General features: G+C 54.2%; 16 protein-coding genes and 3 pseudogenes. 4 read left to right on the top strand and 15 right to left on the bottom strand.

The features are described from left to right. Positions 1-678 precede the first annotated feature (678 nt). A complete protein-coding gene (locus tag H8S55_RS11250) occupies positions 679-1872 on the bottom strand; it encodes an IS110 family RNA-guided transposase (protein WP_186879039.1) in 1194 nt (397 codons plus the stop codon). Positions 1873-2648: 776 nt separating this feature from the next. On the opposite strand from H8S55_RS11250, the gene H8S55_RS11245 reads away from it, so the two are divergent. Continuing rightward, complete coding sequence (locus tag H8S55_RS11245; RefSeq protein WP_186879038.1) at positions 2649-3500, top strand: site-specific integrase; 852 nt, start codon at positions 2649-2651, stop codon at positions 3498-3500. A 181-nt stretch (positions 3501-3681) separates the two neighbouring features. Here H8S55_RS11245 and H8S55_RS11240 read toward each other — a convergent pair. The 12 genes and pseudogenes from H8S55_RS11240 to H8S55_RS11185 form a co-directional block, all read right to left on the bottom strand. Next, positions 3682-3797: pseudogene (locus H8S55_RS11240) on the bottom strand. A gap of 74 nt (positions 3798-3871) precedes the next feature. Further along, positions 3872-4228: pseudogene (locus H8S55_RS14545) on the bottom strand (GTP pyrophosphokinase); the annotation flags it as partial. A 197-nt stretch (positions 4229-4425) separates the two neighbouring features. After that, positions 4426-6120: an FAD-dependent oxidoreductase gene (locus H8S55_RS11230; protein ID WP_186879037.1), complete on the bottom strand. Its 1695-nt coding sequence runs from the start codon at positions 6118-6120 to the stop codon at positions 4426-4428. Beyond that, the gene (locus H8S55_RS11225) at positions 6117-6401 is read right to left on the bottom strand and encodes a thioredoxin family protein (protein WP_186879036.1); all 285 of its coding nucleotides are present in this window, start codon (positions 6399-6401) and stop codon (positions 6117-6119) included. Before H8S55_RS11225 ends, H8S55_RS11230 begins: the two co-directional genes overlap by 4 nt. A 162-nt stretch (positions 6402-6563) precedes the next feature. Next, positions 6564-7772, bottom strand: coding sequence for an HD-GYP domain-containing protein (locus tag H8S55_RS11220; RefSeq protein ID WP_186879132.1), 1209 nt, complete (start codon positions 7770-7772; stop codon positions 6564-6566). 11 nt (positions 7773-7783) lie between these two features. Then, entirely contained in the window at positions 7784-8158 is a 375-nt protein-coding gene (locus H8S55_RS11215; protein ID WP_186879035.1) for a desulfoferrodoxin family protein, read from the bottom strand. Between the two features lie 21 nt (positions 8159-8179). Further along, a complete protein-coding gene (gene rbr, locus H8S55_RS11210) occupies positions 8180-8722 on the bottom strand; it encodes a rubrerythrin (protein ID WP_118601948.1) in 543 nt (180 codons plus the stop codon). Positions 8723-8801: 79 nt separating this feature from the next. Next, the gene (locus H8S55_RS11205) at positions 8802-9458 is read right to left on the bottom strand and encodes a Crp/Fnr family transcriptional regulator (protein ID WP_186879034.1); all 657 of its coding nucleotides are present in this window, start codon (positions 9456-9458) and stop codon (positions 8802-8804) included. A 1-nt stretch (position 9459) separates the two neighbouring features. After that, a pseudogene (locus H8S55_RS11200) lies at positions 9460-10209 on the bottom strand (NifB/NifX family molybdenum-iron cluster-binding protein); the annotation flags it as partial. A 184-nt stretch (positions 10210-10393) separates the two neighbouring features. Further along, complete coding sequence (gene hcp / locus H8S55_RS11195) at positions 10394-11989, bottom strand: hydroxylamine reductase (RefSeq protein ID WP_186879033.1); 1596 nt, start codon at positions 11987-11989, stop codon at positions 10394-10396. A gap of 58 nt (positions 11990-12047) precedes the next feature. Continuing rightward, positions 12048-12203 carry a rubredoxin gene (locus tag H8S55_RS11190; RefSeq protein ID WP_186879032.1) on the bottom strand — a complete coding sequence of 52 codons (156 nt, stop codon included), beginning with the start codon at positions 12201-12203 and terminating at the stop codon, positions 12048-12050. Positions 12204-12236: 33 nt separating this feature from the next. Beyond that, positions 12237-12950, bottom strand: coding sequence for an ATP-binding protein (locus tag H8S55_RS11185; protein ID WP_186879031.1), 714 nt, complete (start codon positions 12948-12950; stop codon positions 12237-12239). Positions 12951-13037: 87 nt separating this feature from the next. On the opposite strand from H8S55_RS11185, the gene H8S55_RS11180 reads away from it, so the two are divergent. Continuing rightward, positions 13038-13700 (top strand): Crp/Fnr family transcriptional regulator, encoded by a 663-nt coding sequence (locus H8S55_RS11180; protein WP_186879030.1) that lies wholly within the window; start codon positions 13038-13040, stop codon positions 13698-13700. A 357-nt stretch (positions 13701-14057) separates the two neighbouring features. Here the strand turns inward: H8S55_RS11180 and H8S55_RS11175 are convergent, their stop codons facing one another. Beyond that, the gene (locus H8S55_RS11175) at positions 14058-14384 is read right to left on the bottom strand and encodes a helix-turn-helix domain-containing protein (protein ID WP_118601940.1); all 327 of its coding nucleotides are present in this window, start codon (positions 14382-14384) and stop codon (positions 14058-14060) included. A gap of 133 nt (positions 14385-14517) precedes the next feature. On the opposite strand from H8S55_RS11175, the gene H8S55_RS11170 reads away from it, so the two are divergent. Beyond that, on the top strand, positions 14518-15072 hold the full coding sequence (locus H8S55_RS11170) for an SLOG family protein (protein WP_186879029.1): 555 nt from the start codon (positions 14518-14520) through the stop codon (positions 15070-15072). Between the two features lie 125 nt (positions 15073-15197). Further along, a complete protein-coding gene (locus H8S55_RS11165; RefSeq protein WP_186879028.1) occupies positions 15198-15386 on the top strand; it encodes an S-layer homology domain-containing protein in 189 nt (62 codons plus the stop codon). 104 nt (positions 15387-15490) lie between these two features. Here H8S55_RS11165 and H8S55_RS11160 read toward each other — a convergent pair whose 3' ends face one another. Further along, on the bottom strand, positions 15491-17554 hold the full coding sequence (locus H8S55_RS11160; protein WP_186879027.1) for a C40 family peptidase: 2064 nt from the start codon (positions 17552-17554) through the stop codon (positions 15491-15493). Positions 17555-17559: the final 5 nt, after the last annotated feature.

Below are 17559 nucleotides of genomic sequence, written 5' to 3'. Positions count from 1 at the left end.
CTCTCTGCGTTCTTCGGGAGCGCCCCTCGACCAAGGCCCAAAAGCGGCAAAGTTTGCCGTTCTGACACCCGGCCACGCAGGGTTTCCGAACCGCGCAAAACGGTCCGAGGGTAGAGATAGCGCCCCCGTCGGAAACGCCCCTGTTTCGCCGTGTGAGCCGTTGTGTGCGATCCTGTTGGCGAAGGCGAGTGTGTACCCGCTTTCGTGAGTGAGAGCGAACGTGGGCCGTTTGTGAGAGAAGTTGAAAATCGGGATGAAAGATGGTCTGAGATAGAGCTGTTGCGGATAGTGGGGGTTCACAGAGAACCGGGAAATGTATGTATATAAAAGCGCGGCAGAATCAAGGGTTACAAATGCGGTATTCAGAGCAATTTTGCTGGCAGCACAAGACTGCGCTGTGACCGAGGGAGGGAAGACCCCTGTTTCGGCGTGTAAGCCGCTGTGTACGATCTTTCTCCGAAAGCTGGGTGGTGTACCCACTTTCGCCTGTAAAAGCGAACGTGGGCCGTTTGTGGGAGAAGTTGAAAAACGCGATGAAAAGCGATTTGGAGCAGCGTTGTGACGGTAACTTTTTGGCGATATTCGTGGGAATGGGTTTGGACGAAAAGCCGAACTTTTTAAGCCGGATTTTTGGATGAGGAAGGCCGTTCGATAAAAGCACAGACCGGCTATAATTTGTCAAGCCGAAATCTCATTTGGGATATAGGGCGTGTAGGCCTTGTTGTCTCTCATAACGGCGTAAATGATGGAGACCATCTTCCTGCAGGCGTGGCCCACGGACGCCATGTAGGGCTTCCCTTCATCTCGTTTTTTCTGAAAATAAAGCTTCAGCGCCGGATCATGAAGTACTGCTGATGAAGCCGCCAGCCAAATGGCGTGCCGCAAATAAGGCGAGCCTCGTTTGGACATGCGGTTCCTGACACCGTTGTATTCACCGGACTGTCGCATGGTGGGATCTATTCCTGCGTAGGCAGCAAGCTTTGCCGATGAGGAGAAGCGATTGATGTCCCCAATCTCGCTGAGGATGTACGCGCCAAGGGTCGGACCGATGCCGGTGATGGTGGTGATCGGTGTGTCCAGGGTATCCATAATCTCAGCGATTTTGCGGTCCATTTCTTGAACCTGCTGTTTCAAGAAAACGAGGTGCTTTGCATAGAGTCGGATCATCGTGCTGAAAACATCGCCGGCCATGGCGAAGCCGAAGGAACTGCGCGCAAGTTCCTGAAGCTCCTGCGCTTTCACCATGCGGAAGCGCTTGTGGCTGGAGACTTCGATGAGATGGCAAAGCTCCTCAAGAGGCATCTCGGATAATTCCTTTGGTGTAGGACAGGTTTGCAAAATCGCCATGGAGGTGTCGCTAAACATATTGGTAAAAGCTGTTTCGTATTCAGGAAAGACCTGATCCAGCAGGGCAACAACCTTTCGCTTAACATCTGCCTGCATGGAAACGATGGCGTGCCGTCCACGGCACAGCTCTCTCAGTTCATAAATGTTTTCCGGGTGCAGGGTAGACTCGGAGAAGTGTCCGAAACGAATCACCTCCGCGATCAGCAGGGCGTCCCTCGGATCTGTTTTAGCCTGACGGATGTAGAAGTTGCGAATGGAGTTGGTCTGCACCGGATTGATGACCTGAACACGGAAGCCCTCCTTCTGAAGTCTGGTAAAAAGAGCGAGCCAGTAGTGTCCGGTGGCCTCCATTGCAAAGGAAACCTCGTCAAGTGGCAGCTTGGCCTTGGCGAGCATGGCCAGCAGCCGATTGTACCCGGAGCAGTTGTTGGTGAAGGAAAATGGCTTGATGATGACGGTGCCCTCGCCGTCAATCACCGCTGCCTCGTGCTTCCTCTTGGCGATGTCGATCCCAACGATGTACATAGTGCAGGCTCCTCTCATGTTCAAATTACGGACATTCCTCGTGCTGCTGAAGGTCACAACCTGTTGCGAGATTAGAAGAAAGCGATCCATCGCCCCGACATCCGGCTCATAAGTGACATCCCACAGGGCAGAGGTTCCAGTCTGTGCGCAGTAGACTTGGCTACAAAGATAGAAGCAGGAAATTCTCTGTCCGCATGAGGATATTATATCATCGCTCCCTCAAGGGGCGTTGATACCGGTTTTGAAGGTGTTTTGTGGGGTGATATCCCCGTTCGAAAATATAACAAGATAAAGGGCCGCAGTCGCAAGCGCCCGCAGCCCGCCCACAAAGCCCCGCAGTGCGGGGCTTTCCGAGGTTTTGAAACCGCAGTCTAATGTGCACCTTGAGAGGTGTTTTCGCGGTCTTGGGTGAACGTTGGACACGGCAAATGCCTGTGGCAACAGACTTTTCAAGGTGGCCGTTCCGTAGGCGGTTGAGGAAATCGCCGTTTTTTACCGCTCAAAAAAGTGATTTCTGCAAAGCGGCGATTTTCGGAGGAAAACGTGTATATTTTGCGCCGTTGTAGTCAATAAAAAGGACTTCTCAGCCGTTCGAAAATCGCACCGCTGTAACTAAAGAGAACGTCCCCGGCAGCGCAGAAATTGCGCCGCCATAGACAAAGATAGGGCGGCACGGCTCCGAGGGGCAAATGATAACTTTTTGATAACAGTCCGGTTTTCCGATAGCTTTGTTCCCTTGGTTACGGTATTGTTCGTTGTCGAAAGGGGCTGATACCATGCCAAAACGACGAGCAAACGGAGAGGGGAATATCCAAAAACGAAAGGATGGCCGCTGTGAGGGTCGGTACACCGCGGGCTATGACCAAACTGGAAAACGGATCATCAAGAACGTGCTGGGTAAAACGCAGGCCGAAGTCAAGGAGAAACTCAAGACCGCGATCAGTGAAAGTCAGCGGCTGGACGTATCCAAAGCTGGCAACTATACTGTTGCGTCATGGGTGCGGACGTGGTACGAGGTCTACGCCGAACCCCGCATCCGGCCCAACACAAAATCCTACTACACCAACTACATCGAGAACCACATCATCCCCGGAATTGGGGACGTCCCGCTGGACAAGCTGACCACCAGCCTGCGGAGAGGGGAGCTGCTGGCCCTCCAATGGACGGACTTGGATGTGGAGAGCAAAACGCTTTCTATCACAAAGAAGATAAATCGAATCAACGGGGAACTGGTGGTCAGTCCGCCGAAAACTCGCAACTCCGTGCGAACGCTGGCTCTCCCTCAGCAGGCAGTCGACCTGCTGATCGCCGAACATCAGAAGCACCCTCGCAATCCATATCTGTTCCCATCGCCCAAAACCGGAACCATGTATGACCCGGATGCCTTCCGGAGAACCCATGACAAAATTTTGAAACCCATCGGTGCGGAGCACATTCGGTTCCATGATCTCAGACACACCTTCGCCACGCTGTCGCTGAAAAGCGGGGTAGACGTAAAGACGCTGTCCGGCGCGCTGGGCCACTATTCGGCGGGGTTCACCCTGAACACCTACACCCACGCCACGGCCCAGATGAAACAGGACGCTGCCGATGCCATCGGTGGGGTCATCAACCAGCAGATGCGGTAAATATGGCAAAAAAATACAGGGCCAGTCAGGAAAAATCCTGTCTGGCCCTGTCCAGTACTTTCCGGCCCTTTCCCCGTGTGGGTCAGTGTGTGAGTCTTGAAGAAACGCCAAAAATTAAGCACCCCAAAAAGTTGCGGATTACGAAAGAAAATCACCGGAATCAAGCGATTCCGGTGATTTTTGGTGGAGACTACTGGACTCGAACCAGTGGCCTCATGCGTGTGAAATATAAGGCTTTTTCTTTTATTCAGTGCATATTAAGTTAGGATGTGCAGTAGATTCTCCATTTTACCATCCCACTCTCTGCTGGAAGCGGCGCACTCTTTCAGTTCAGTTTCGATTTCAGTATTTATCGGCAGATTTTTCTTATAGCGGATGGTGTGCTCAAGGCTTGCCCAGAAGTCCATAGCGATTGTACGGAGTTGTATCTCCACCGGTACATGGATCTCTTTTTCCGCAAAGAATACCGGCAGCTGGATCGTCAGGTGCAGACTGCGGTAGCCGTTGGGCTTTGGGTTGGAAATGTAGTCCTTCTCTGTGACTATCTCAATATCAGACTGATCTTTTAAGCACTTTGCCAAAAAGAACACATCCTCCTCAAAAGAGCAGATCACACGCACACCGGCAATATCCATGATATTTGCCTGCATGGTCGGAAAATCCAGAGAAAGTCCGCGCTTGTGCATCTTATTCATAATGCTGGACGGCGACTTCAAGCGGCTTTTCATACTTTCTATCGGATTGCGATCGTGCTGCAATGAAAACTCTTCGTTCAGAATTTCCAACCTGCTTTCAAGTGCTTTCAGCGCACATCGGTATTGCAGCATGACCTCCTGATATTTGCGGTTCTCACTCAAAAGCCGCTGGCATTGCAGGTCATCCAAGCCTTTATCTGCCGCAACCGTCAAACCAAATAAATTTTCACTCATAGCTTCTCCATTCCGCAGGGATAGGCGCTCTGCGCTGTCTGCTGCTCTTTTGTTACGACCTGATAAAAACTGTATCCGCCGGAGAGATGGGAGCAAGAGAAACCGTACTGCGTCAAAAGCCGACAGGCCAGATAACTGCGAAGCCCTGTCTGGCAATTCACATAAACAGGCTTACTCCGGTCTAACTCGTCCAAATGCTCCCGAAGATCGTCCAAGGGAATGTTCCGAAAGCCGTCCAAATGGCCCCGCTGATACTCCCACTCCGTCCGGACGTCCAGCAGCGTCGCATTGCCATCGCAAGGCAAGTCCTCAACCTCATTCCAATGGAACTGCCGTACCTTCCCGCTCTCCAAATCCTCGATCATAAAGCCTGCCATATTGACCGGATCCTTAGCGGAGGAATAAGGCGGCGCATAGGAAAGGTCAAGCTCAGTCAATTCCAAAGCTGTCATTTTTGCGCGAATGGCCGTTGCCAGTACGTCAATGCGCTTGTCCACGCCGTCGCCGCCAACGATCTGCGCACCCAGCAGCCTCAGGCTTTCTTTTTCATACAGCACCTTCATTGCCATAGACTGTGCGCCGGGATAATAGGCAGCGTGGGATGCCGGGAAAAGTACGACTTTGTCGTAAGCGACCCCTGCTGTCTGCGCCGCCTTTTCATTGATCCCCGTGGAGGCCGCTGTCAAGCCAAACAGCTTCAGAACAGACGAACCCTGAGAGCCGTGAAAGCGGCTGTTGCCGCCGCAGATATTGTCGGCGGCAATGCGTCCCTGCTTGTTGGCCGGTCCTGCCAGAGAGATCAACGCTTTCTGGCCGGTCACGAAATGGGTGACCTCTACGGCATCGCCCACGGCGTAGATGTCCGGCATGGAGGTTTCCATCCGCTCGTTGACAGCGATGCTGCCACGAATACCAAGCCTGAGTCCGGCATCTTTTGCCAAATGCGTATCCGGGGTAACACCGATGGCCAGCAGCACCATATCCGAATGCAGTGGTTCACTTTCTTCCAACAGTGTCAGCACGGAATCTCCGTCCTGTCGGAATCCGGTGACGGTTTCACCCAACCGCAGAACTACGCCATGTCTGCGTATTTCCGCATGGACAAAGCTCGCCATATCCGCATCCAGCGGCGCTAATAGCTGCTTCGGACGCTGAACGATGGTAACCGAAACGCCCATCTCCACAAGGTTTTCCGCCATTTCCAGGCCGATAAAACCGCCGCCAGCCAAAACAGCGGTTTTCGGCTTCTGATCCTCTACAAAGCGCCGAATGCGGAGGGTGTCTTCCACGGTGCGCAGCGTGAAAACACGCTCACTGCTGACTCCGGAAAGCGCAGGAACCGTCGGCTTTGCGCCGGGTGCGAGGAGCAGTTTGTCATAGGTTTCCGTGTAGACCTTTCCACTATCCAATGCGTGAACGGTGACGGTTTTTTCTGCTGGATTGATCACAGTTACTTCCTGCCGTACCCGCACATCAATGCGAAAGCGATCCCAAAAGCTCTCCGGAGTTTGCAGCGTCAGTTCTTCTTGCTCCTTGATCACACCGCCCACATAATACGGCAGGCCGCAGTTGGCATAGGATACATAGCCGCTGCGCTCGATCATCACGATCTGCGCGTGTTCATCCAAACGGCGGATGCGGGCAGCGGCAGACGCGCCGCCGGCCACGCCGCCTACGATCACAACTTTCATCTTGCGCCCTCCACCATGGCGGCGATCTCCGCCTTGGACCGGTAGCCCACGGATTTGGCAACGGCCTTTCCATCCTTGAATACGACAAGCATCGGGATACTGGATACCTGAAAACGCATCGCCAGCTCCATCTGCTCGTCCACATTGACCTTGCCCACCTTGAGTGTGTCGGCGTTTTTCTCCGTGCGCTCCACGCGGCAGGGGCAGTACCCGCTGGTGCGCTTGAGACCCTCACGGATGGTGTCCACGACCTCCTGATCGGAATTGAGCTTGATTTTCATATCGGTTCCCTCTTTCCTTTGTTCTTTGTGATGGCCCTATCATAGCAAACTCCGCCCTGCCTTTCTGTAACAAGGTCACATTACAAAAATTTTCGCGGCAACAGAAAAAGCTGTGAAGCGGCAGTTCACATACCGCTTCACAGCTTTCGCCTATCTCGTTATTCAGGCAAAGCAGGCGTTCACCTGTTCGACGATCGCCCGATCCAACCAGCCCTTTTCAGCCATATCCAGAAGAATAGAGCAGGCTTTTTCGTGAGACATTCCAGCTTTGTAAGGACGATTTTCGGTCAGGGCCTGATAAATATCCACGCAAGCCATGATACGCTCCTGCGTATTTAACTCGGACTCGTTTTTTCCGAAGGGATACCCCGTCCCATCCAGATGCTCGTGATGAAACGCGGCCCAATCGCGCAGCTCCGCAAAGTCCTGGACTTCCGATAGGACGTAATATGTATAGGCAGCGTGATGCTTCATTTCCGCATATTCGCTGTCGGTCAGGCGTCCCGGCTTTTCCAGTATTTTATTGTCTATCGCTACCTTTCCGATGTCATGGAGTGCGCCGGCAAGATACATTTTCTGGGCGGTGTCCTCGTCAAATCCCATAAACCGGGCCAGACATTCCGCATCGTCGGCCACACCCAGAGAATGTGTACTGGTAAAGGGCGATTTGTAGTCTACAATTTTCGCAAAGAATTTTGCCAGAGCTTTTACCTGCGCAAAATCAAGCTGCTGCTTGGTACGCGGCACCTTGCTCCACAGGCGCTCCTCCAGCCCCCTGCCGCCAAGAGAGCAAAAATGCTGTTCTGAAAAAGCGCGAAGAAACGCGTCCGCGCATTCCTCATCCACGATCCTGCCGCGTACCCGAGTAAGGAATGCGTTCGCACGCTCCCACACATCCGGCGTAAAGACATCGGCGCGGCAGAAAGCATCCAGCAGATCGCACAGACGGATAATACGGGCGCCCAGCGGGATATCCTGCCATGTTTTTCCGAAGGGGCCGCTGCCATCCGCGTTTTCGTGGTGGTAAAGGATGATATTTTCTACATTTGTATGAAACGGAAGCGCGGATATGTTCTCCTCGCCCATAACGCAGTGAGCGCCGAGATGCGGCAGCTCCGGTAAACATTCCGCGGCAGAGCTGTCACCACGAAATTCTTCGTGCAGATACTGCGTCAGAGCATTGTCGTGCAATAGGGCACAGACGGCAAGATCCTGCAGTGCTTCGCCGGAAACGCCAAACTGTTCGGCCGTACACACACTCATATACGCCACGCGCTTGGCGTGGAACGTTGTCACATGAACCAGTTCCGCCTCTACGCAATCCAGAGCATAGGAGCAGGCACCAAGCAAGCCTAATACATCAAGTTCCATGTGCGGAGCGGTCACGCTTTCCAAAGGCTGTGGAGGTTGCAGTAGGCGTAGACCGCCTCGATCTCGTCGCCCTCGCAGAGAGCGAAGCAGACCTCCGGCTTTTCGCCGGGATGCAGTTCCTTACGCTGATTGCCCTGCTTGGTGTGAAGGGACACCCACTCGATGTAGTGCTCCGGCAGCATGGGATGCTCCACGGAGCCGACCTTGACATGGACGATGCCGTTTTCCACTGTCCAGACAGGGACATGCTTTTCAACCGCCGCGTCGGTCGTGCCGGGAACGATCTCGCTCATCGGCTCGCCGCAGCAGATGACGGGAACGCCCGTGTCCTTGACCTTGGCAATGATGTTGCCGCAATGCTTGCAAATGTAAAACTTCTGCTCCATGATAATTCTCCTTTTCTTTCTTTAATAGTTTTCTGCGTGAATTTCAAAATAGCTCTGGGGATGGTTGCAGGCGGGGCAAACCTCCGGGGCCTTCTCGCCCACGACGATGTGACCGCAGTTGCGGCACTCCCATACCTTGACCTCGCTCTTGGCAAAGACCTCCGCCATCTCCACATTGTGCAGCAGGGCACGGTAGCGCTCCTCATGGTGCTTTTCAATGGCGGCTACCAGGCGGAAACGCTGGGCCAGCTCGTGAAAGCCCTCCTCGTCAGCAGTCTTGGCAAAGCCGTCGTACATATCCGTCCACTCGTAGTTCTCGCCCTCAGCAGCGGCGAGAAGATTTTCGGCAGTGTCGCCAATGCCGTTCAGCTCTTTGAACCACAGCTTTGCGTGTTCCTTCTCATTATCAGCAGTCTTGAGGAACAGCGCCGCGATCTGCTCGTAGCCTTCCTTCTTGGCCTTGGATGCAAAATAGGTGTACTTGTTGCGTGCCTCGGACTCACCGGCAAAGGCAGCCATCAGATTTTTTTCGGTTTGAGTACCTGCGTATTTCGTTTCTTTCATGGTCGATGCTCCTTTCAGCTTTTCTGCTTTTATTGTACCAAATTTATGATTTCTTTCTGTGACAAGGTCACATTTCTTTTTATTTTAGGCGATTTAGTCTGTTCTTATCCCGCAACGTGATTGCGCCTCGTCTTAGCTCCACAAGCCCGTCCTCCGAGAAGCCTTTGAGCATCCGTGCCACCGCCTCCCGCGCCGAGCTGATGTGCTGGGCGATCTGCTCATGGGTCATGCGTATCGTGTCGGAGCCGGTACGCTCCGCTTCGGCAAGGAGAAATTCTGCCAGCCGCCGATCCAATCCCTTGAACATGATCTGCTGCATCGCCCACATCACATCAGAAAACCGTTTCGTTGCCAGTTCATAGAGAAAACAGCGGACATGGAAATTTTTCTCCTTGAGCGCAGCGATGACAGTTGCAGGGATAATCAGAACCTCCGTATCCATTCCTGCGGTCATTTGCGTATCAAAGGTAATCTGACTGATCACACAGGAGGCAGAAAGCACGCATAATTCGCCCGGATACAGGCGGAACAGCGTTACCTCCCGCCCCTCCTCGGAGAGAAGATAGGTGCGGATCTCGCCGGAAAGAACAAACAGCATTCCGAGACATTCGGTGTCGCTGCTGTGTATGAACGCGCCCTTTTCATAATGACGGACAAAGGCACTTCGGCGCAGCGTTTCTTGCTCCTGTTCGGTCAAGGATGACCAGAACGGAAGTTGTGTCAGTGTGCGTTCCATATCAATGGCAGCTATGCTTGCCGCAGCCGTGGTCACCGCAAGTGTGACATTCCTCGCCATGCTTGTGGTCATAGTGGTCACAGTGAACATTGGGATCATGGCCCAGATTTCCGCTGAGCAATGCGTTCACCGCTGCTTCAGCGTCCCCGCTGACACCGCCGTAGAGCTTGATACCTGCTTCGGCCAGAGCTGCCTGCGCACCGCCGCCGATGCCTCCGCAAACCAGAGTGTCCACACCGTGCTGCATCAAAAAGCCTGCCAGTGCGCCGTGACCACTGCCGTTGGTGTCAACGACTTCCGCATGAGTGATTTTGCCGTCCGCAGCTTCATAAAGCTTGAACTGTTCAGTGTGGCCGAAATGCTGAAAAATCTGACCGTTTTCATAGGTAACTGCAATTTTTATAATGGAATCTCCTTTGCAATTTTTGTTGGATTTTTCTGTGTTGGCTCTCTGCATCCGGCAGCAGCGGCCGCAGTGGGCTGCCTCCTGTCCTCCGCAGATGCGGTAGTTTCCCCCGGTAATGTGCAGCGGTTTTCCGTGGACAAGACACGCTGCGATCTTGCGCCGTGCGCTTTCGTAAATCTCCTGCACGGTAGATCGGGAAATGTCCATTTGCGTGGCACACTGCTCGTGGGTTTGCTGCTCCAGGTCAACCAACCGAATGACCTCGTACTCGTCCAGTGTCAGCAGGATCGGCTCGGTATCCTTGCCCCCGTTAGGGCAGAATGCATCAAACTTTGGTGTACCACAATCCGACGGCTCGCGGTAGCCTTAGCATAGACACTTTGTTTTTGTTACATATCGATTATAGCGCTTTGGCCTCAGAAAAATCAATATTCATTTCAAAAATCACTGCAATCTCCATCCTTGTATGCTTCATCACATCGTTCCGTCAAGGGAGTCACGTTCCCTTACACCGCCGCCTGAGGCACTGTTATTTGAGAAGCTGTTTCAAATCCTCCTCCGGGGTGGTGATGGGAGCAATGCCGAAATTCTCTACAAGGTAGTTCAACACATTGGGCGAAACGAACGCCGGCAGCGTGGGGCCAAGGCGAATATTCTTGATCCCCAGATACAGCAGCGTCAGCAAAATGCACACCGCCTTCTGCTCATACCACGAAAGAACCATGGACAAGGGCAAATCGTTCACGCCGCAGCCGAACGCCTCCGCCAAGGCCAACGCGATTTTGACAGCTCCGTAAGCGTCGTTGCACTGGCCCACGTCCATGAGCCGAGGCAGGCCGCCAATGGTTCCGAGGTCAAGGTCGTTGAAGCGGTATTTGCCGCAGGCCAGCGTCAGCACTACGGTGTCGGCGGGTGTCTGCTTGACAAACTCGGTGTAGTAATTCCGTCCGGGTCGGGCACCGTCACAGCCGCCGACCAGGAAAAAGTGTCGGATCGCGCCGCTCTTTACCGCCTCGATCACCTGATCCGCCACGCCAAGCACCGCGCCATGACCGAAGCCGGTCATGACCGTGCCGCCGCCGTTGATACCGGTGAACGGCTTGTCCTCGTTGTAGCCGCCAAGCTCCAATGCCTTTTCGATGACAGGGGTAAAGTCCTTATCCTCGCCGATGTGCGTCAGTTCCGGGTAGGATACCAACGCCGTGGTGAACACGCGGTCGGCGTAGCTTGCTTTCGGCGGCATCAGGCAGTTGGTGGTAAACAGCACCGGCGCGGGGATGTCGGCAAATTCTCTTTGCTGATTCTGCCACGCCGTGCCGAAATTGCCCTTGAGATGGGCATATTTTTTCAGTTCAGGATAGCCGTGGGCGGGCAGCATTTCGCCGTGGGTGTAGATGTTGACGCCTTTGCCCTCGGTCTGCTCCAGCAGCAGCTTCAAATCGTGGAGGTCGTGGCCTGTGATGACGATGAACGGTCCCTTCTCCACCGTCAGCGGGACGGTGGCAGGCGCGGGCGTACCGTAGCTTTCGGTGTTGGCCTTATCCAGAAGCGCCATGCACTTAAGGTTTTTCTCGCCCACCTCCATTACGATGGGCAGCAGCGCGTCCATACCCCAGTCCTCGCCCACAGCAAAAAGAGCCTTGGCGAAAAAGCGGTTCACTTCCTCGTCGGCATAACCCAGCATCATCGCGTGATGGGCGTAGGCCGCCATGCCGCGCACGCCGAAGAGGATCAGGGATTTGAGGCTGCGAATATCCTCCTGCGCGTTCCAGAGCAAGTTCATATCATAATCATCGTTTCGCCCACAGCGGGAGCCGCATCCGGAGCAACCGGGAACAAGGCGGGCCTTTTCCTCGTGTACCTGATCGATCAGCTCCCTAATGGTCTTTTCGTTGAAGCTCACATTGGTGACGGTGGTGAACAACCCCTCGATCATCAGCCGCCAAGTCCCCTCATTCACATCCGGAGCATTATCTACCGCACGGGACAGTCCAACCAGAGCGCCAGTCAGCTGATCCTGAAGCTCCGCCACCTCAGCGGTTTTTCCGCAGACGCCGGTTTTTCCGGTACAACCGGCGCAGCCAGCCGTCTGCTCACACTGAAAGCAAAACATTTTATGATCCATTATCGTTTTCCTCCTATTCTCCTATTTTGGTTCAGATCATGTCCTTTTTATCAGAAGCTCACGCCTCCTCGAAGGACTCCTTGCCCACATTGCACAGGGGGCACTCAAAATCCTCCGGCACCTCGCTCCAGGGCGTACCGGGGGCGATGCCGCCCTCCGGGTAACCTGCGCTCTCGTCGTATTCCCAGCCGCAAACGCTGCATACATACTTCATCGTGCTTCTTCCTTTCTTTTTCTAATGATTTTGTTATTCTTCCACCAACCGGCCGTCCACCGTCACGGTGACCACCTGCCACGGGATGAACTTCCCGCTCTGCTGGAGTGCCTTTTTCGCCGCCAGTTCCAGCCCGCCGCAGCAGGGTACCTCCATGCGGACGATGGTGACGCTTTTGATGTCGTTCTCCCGGATGATCTCCGTCAGCTTTTCGGAATAGTCCACGCCGTCCAGCTTAGGGCAGCCCACCAGCGTGATGTGTCCCTTGATGAACCTCTCGTGGAAGGCGGCGTAGGCGTAGGCGGTGCAGTCGGCGGCAATGAGCAGCCGCGCCCCGTCAAAATACGGGGCGTTTACCGGCACCAGCTTGATCTGCACCGGCCACTGGGAAAGGCGGCTCGTCTGCTGGGCTTGCGGCGTTTCCACGGCGGGCACGTCCTGACGCTGAATATTCCGGGACTGGCTGCCGGGGCATCCAAAGGGCAGGGTCATGCCCTCTTTCCGCATTTTCCGCTGCTTATTTTCCATGACGGCCTGCTCGTCATAGGCCGCCGCCTCCCGCTCCACAAAGGTAATGGCCCCGGTTGGGCAGGTGGGCAGGCAGTCGCCCAAACCGTCGCAGTAATCGTCCCGCATGAGCCGCGCCTTGCCGTCCACCATGGCGATGGCGCCCTCGTGACAGGCGGCGGCGCAGGCGCCGCAGCCGTTGCACTTATTATCGTCGATCTCGATGATCCGTCGTTTCATCTTCGGTCCTCCTGTTGCTTTTGTGCGTTCATTGTACTATACTAAAAGCAACAAGTCGGTTGAATTTTCAACGAAAGAGGACTTTTTATGAAAGAATTTTTTCCGGTGCTCCACACCGCGGCGCTTTTCTCCGGCATTTCCGACGATGAGCTTGCCGCCATGCTCTCCTGCCTTGGGGCGAGGATCGACACCTTCCCCAAAGGCTCCCGCCTGCTCCGCGCCGGGGAGGCAGTGGAGGAGGTGGGTCTTGTGCTGGCGGGCAGCGCCCTCATCGTGCAGGAGGATATCTGGGGAAACCGCAGCATCCTCTCCAAAATCGGGCCGGGGCAGACCTTCGCGGAGGTGTTCGCCTGTGCGCCGGGGTCGGTACTGAATGTGAGCGTGGAGGCAGAGAGCGCGGTGACGGTGATGTTTCTGCATATAAGACGCGTTTTGAATGTGTGCCCCTCCGCCTGCTCCCACCATAGCCAGATCATTCGCAACCTGCTGGGCGAGTTAGCGGAGAAGAACCTGCGGCTCAACGAAAAGCTCACCCACATGGGCCAGCGCACGACGCGGGCAAAGCTGATGTCCTATTTTTCCGCCGAGGCGCAGCGGCGCAGCGTCTATGAGTTCGACATTCCGTTTTCAAGGCAGCAGCTTGCGGATTACCTCGGTGTGGAGCGCAGCGGGCTGTCCGTGGAGCTTGGAAAAATGCGGGATGAGGGCCTGCTCGACTTTCACAAAAGCCATTTTATTTTGAAGGTGTGACAGTTTATCCAGCGTACATCTATAACAGATAAAAAGTAGCCCCGATTTTTCATACTGTTTGCCCACTTTGCGAAGGGTTTTTATGTGCAATGGCTCAAAATGAGAGGGTCCCCACTGAAATTCAAGTGAATTTCAGTGGGGACCCTCTCATTTTCGTTTTTACACTTTCGCGCAGAAATCCCAAAGGCTTTTTGCGGCTCCGGGCAGAGCAGGTGCTTCAATTCCTGAAGCCTCAGTGGTGGACGGAGCGGGAAGATCACCGTGCGCTGGCTGCACTTTTACTGAAAGCGCAATCATTGATCCGGGCAACACGGTAGACTTAAACGGGCGGGCAGCTATACAGCTGCCCGCCCACTTTTAATCTTTAGACGCATCCAGCGCGCTCCGAATCATGGAAGTAATCATTGTAATTTGCCTTGGTGTGGCAGTCTGCCACAACTCTAAAAGCACATCCATGTTTTGAAGCTCCATGCTGGGTAAAACTTCTGCCAACAAATAGGTTGGCGAGACTTTCAATGCTTCACACAGCAAAACAAATACTTGTAGACTTGGAACTTTTGCCCCTGATTCGATTTGCCGGAGATAGGTTGCATTAATGTTGCAGGCTTCTGACAGACGCTCACTCGTCCAGCCCCGTTCCTTGCGTGCGATATTGATTCGCTTTCCGAGTAGCTTCTTATCCATGTGTTCGCCTCCACTTGTGCGCTATAAGTATTTATTTTGTATGCTTATAGCTTACATTCCTGTTGACGCGAAAAATAGCTGCTGTTAGAATACAAATTGTAAGCCAATAGACTACATAAAAGCTGGTGGGAATATGGAAAAAGAGTACCGTTGCGCGATCATAGGCCAGCATCCCATGCGATTTCCGTGGGGGTTTGACGAGGAAGACACCCAATGCCGCCGAATGAAACTGGAACTGGCTCAGTGTATTATGGAACTGCGTCAATGTGGAGTGACAGAATTTCAAGTTGCCTGTGACCCCGGCGTGGGATTGTACGCCGGGGAAATCGTCAATATCACGAAGCAGAATGACGAGGCCATGCGCCTTGTTTGCGTAACCCCTTTTGAGGAACAAGCTACCAAGTGGACGCCGCAGCTGCGGGAACGCTATTTCGATATGCTGGCGGACTGCACCGACCTTTCATGTATTGATTATCAGGAGAAGCCCAACGCGCAGTTTTTGGCCTATCAGCGGATTATCAAACAGTCTGATATGCTGGTGGCCGTATATGACCCTGAACTTGCCAGCGGTAGCGCAGAGGATAAGGCTATGGCCTATGCTCTTGCGTTGGGGAAGCCAACCCTGCTGATCCACTCTAACACATGGAAAAAGAAATGGCTGAATGTTGTAAAACGTGAAGGCGAGTAGCATATTCAAAAATTTTATCCATCCTCATGCTTTAGAACGATTTACATTTTGCAAAAATGCGAATATAATTATTATGAATTAGTATGAAGCGAAAAACTTATGATGAGGGGCGCGCCCCTCATCCCGTGTATACACGGGATGATAAGGCCGAGTTCGGCGATGTGCTCACCGATAGCTATTATGCGAACGCGGTGGCCTGGGCCGTGGAGAACGGCATCACCAACGGCATTGGTGATGGCCTGTTCGGGCCGGACAATAGCTGCACCCGCGCACAAATCGTCACTTTCCTTTACAGAGCCTATCAGGGGAAGTAAGAACCCAAGCGGCAGGGAGCCTCTATTGAGGCTCCCTGCCTTTCTCTGTATATCATGGAGCATGATAGCAATCAACTATGAACACATCTCCATGCGCACATTTCTCAATCCGCAAAATACTCGGGCCTGCCAATCGAGGTGAAGCCGCTTTTCCCCGTCACCACCACATTATTCTCGCTGCTGGCACAGTGGATGACCATGATATTACCGCTGCTGTCAAAGCCGCAGACAATACCGACATGGCTGTCACCTGGATAAAAGACAAGGTCTCCCGGCTGGGCATCGCTCCAGCTGATGGGTGTGCAGTAGCTGTGCTGGGCAGAGGCGCCGCCGCCATGGCCGATGATATAGCTGCCGCCAGACTGGTTGTAGAATACCCAATCGACGAATCCCGAACAATCTAAGCCGAACGGGCGCACGGTCCCGCTGCTTGAGCTGCCTGCCGCTGTCACCTCCATAGGCGTTCCCCAGCGAGAGTCCCATCCAAGCACAAGGCTCTTTCCACCCCAGAAGTAATTGACCTTTCCCAAGAGCTGATACGCAGTCAATACCACCTGCTTGCGCTCCTCGCTGAGATCGGTGGGGAGCTTATTGATGATCTCCTGGATCTCCTCCGGAGACAGGTCGATATCCTGATAACTGCCGGTAAGCGCCATGAACAGCTCCTGATACTCCGGCTGCATCAGTTCCTCCAACAGCTTGCGCTGCTCGGTGTTGAACCGATACTCGTCCGCCATTTGCAGATGATCCTTGACTGTGACAGTGATGTGCAGGATGACGGTATCGCTTTCATCCTCGTCGCCCGAGATGGTTTCCACCCAATAAGAGATGGCGTTCATATCCCAGAAGATCTGACGCAGGATGTCCAGTTTTTCTGCCGTCAGCGTGGCGACCTCATCCGGCGAGGTATCATCCGTAGTCGTCCGCACAGCATAGATGGCCAGCACATCCTGCCAGTTAGCAATCATCGCCGCACTGCCGGCGTTGTCCATATCCAGTTCGTCATATGGGTTCTCCGCTTTGATTTGCTCGATTCGGTCAGTAAACTCTCCATTCAATGTACGGACAGCTTCCGGCATGGTATAGCCGGTGCCGCTGTCCTCACCAGAGAAGAAAATGCCGAAGGGTGATGCGATCAAAAGCCCTATGAGGCAGATCACCAGCACCATAGACACCACCATACTGCCGCCTGCCATCATGGCGGCAAGCAGACTGCGGGCGGCGGCGAGGATCGCGCGAAGCGCCCTGCCTGCCGCCTGCGCGGTCTTCTGCACCGCGGTTTGCGCCGCCTTTGCCGTTTGCTGATATCGTGCCGCCTGCGCGGCGGCTTCCTTGGCGCTCTGCACTGCGCCTCGCGCTGCGGCGGACTGTGCGGCAGCCCGGGTCGTCTGATCGGCCAATCGTCCGATGCCCCGGCTGGCCACACGGATCTTCTGCACGGAATGTTCAGCCTGCCCGTCTTTCTTCAAAAGCGCTTTTTGAGAAGCTTTTGGAAACGGAATACTGGTCCTCTCTTTAATACTTTTGCGTGAAAGATCCTCCGCATTTTGCGCTGTACTGATCGTTTCCGAAGTGCCGAGACCTGGTGATGTATTCCGAAGCCGTCTGTTCTGCTCCGTCTGCCGAAGCCTCGTCTGCCGCATCGCCTTGCACCCCTGTTCTCGGACGAATGCCCGCTGTCCTTGCCGCTGCGGCTCCGGTGCTGCTGTGACACTGGTTTTCGCCTGTGTTTCGATATAGGTGTCCTTCGTCTTGACGGCTGCCGCTTTCTGCATCGCAGCGCGACGCGCTTGTGCCTGGGGCGCTGCAGCAGGCGTTTGGGTCTCTACAAACTCTGTATCTTTGGTTCGGATGATAGGGCTTTCATTCCTGCGTGCATCCGGTGCTGACGCGCTATTCCGGGCGGGATCGCTCGGCTGCTCTGTGGCTTTCTGCTTGCGCTGTTTCAACAGTTCCGCGGCGGCTCGCTTGGAGCCGCTGACCGCGGTATCCTCGATATCGTCGCCGCCATACTCATCCCGTTGTCCTTGCTGCGCTGTATCCCGGAGCTGGGTCCGCAGGCGTTCAGCACCGTCATCCAGCCCCTTGTGCAGCAATTCCTTTGGCGCGGAAACTACTTTTTCTTTGATGCGCTCGGATCGCGCCGGTTTTTCCTTGATCTTCTCCATATTGG

Origin of the sequence: Flintibacter faecis, assembly GCF_014287875.1 — a bacterium.
Classification (GTDB): Bacteria; Bacillota; Clostridia; order Oscillospirales; family Oscillospiraceae; genus Lawsonibacter; species Lawsonibacter faecis_A.
The sequence above is the reverse complement of the archived record's forward strand: the minus strand, read 5'-3'. Positions and strand labels throughout refer to the sequence as shown.

Coding starts and splice junctions, on each gene's coding strand:
- H8S55_RS11230 (WP_186879037.1), bottom strand. CDS start 6,120: ATGAAAGTTGTGATCGTAGGCGGCGTGGCCGGCGGCGCGTCTGCCGCT.
- H8S55_RS11245 (WP_186879038.1), top strand. CDS start 2,649: ATGCCAAAACGACGAGCAAACGGAGAGGGGAATATCCAAAAACGAAAG.
- rbr (WP_118601948.1), bottom strand. CDS start 8,722: ATGAAAGAAACGAAATACGCAGGTACTCAAACCGAAAAAAATCTGATG.
- H8S55_RS11225 (WP_186879036.1), bottom strand. CDS start 6,401: ATGAAAATCAAGCTCAATTCCGATCAGGAGGTCGTGGACACCATCCGT.
- H8S55_RS11205 (WP_186879034.1), bottom strand. CDS start 9,458: ATGGAACGCACACTGACACAACTTCCGTTCTGGTCATCCTTGACCGAA.
- hcp (WP_186879033.1), bottom strand. CDS start 11,989: ATGGATCATAAAATGTTTTGCTTTCAGTGTGAGCAGACGGCTGGCTGC.
- H8S55_RS11220 (WP_186879132.1), bottom strand. CDS start 7,772: ATGGAACTTGATGTATTAGGCTTGCTTGGTGCCTGCTCCTATGCTCTG.
- H8S55_RS11160 (WP_186879027.1), bottom strand. CDS start 17,554: ATGGAGAAGATCAAGGAAAAACCGGCGCGATCCGAGCGCATCAAAGAA.
- H8S55_RS11180 (WP_186879030.1), top strand. CDS start 13,038: ATGAAAGAATTTTTTCCGGTGCTCCACACCGCGGCGCTTTTCTCCGGC.
- H8S55_RS11250 (WP_186879039.1), bottom strand. CDS start 1,872: ATGTACATCGTTGGGATCGACATCGCCAAGAGGAAGCACGAGGCAGCG.
- H8S55_RS11215 (WP_186879035.1), bottom strand. CDS start 8,158: ATGGAGCAGAAGTTTTACATTTGCAAGCATTGCGGCAACATCATTGCC.
- H8S55_RS11170 (WP_186879029.1), top strand. CDS start 14,518: ATGGAAAAAGAGTACCGTTGCGCGATCATAGGCCAGCATCCCATGCGA.
- H8S55_RS11185 (WP_186879031.1), bottom strand. CDS start 12,950: ATGAAACGACGGATCATCGAGATCGACGATAATAAGTGCAACGGCTGC.
- H8S55_RS11190 (WP_186879032.1), bottom strand. CDS start 12,203: ATGAAGTATGTATGCAGCGTTTGCGGCTGGGAATACGACGAGAGCGCA.
- H8S55_RS11175 (WP_118601940.1), bottom strand. CDS start 14,384: ATGGATAAGAAGCTACTCGGAAAGCGAATCAATATCGCACGCAAGGAA.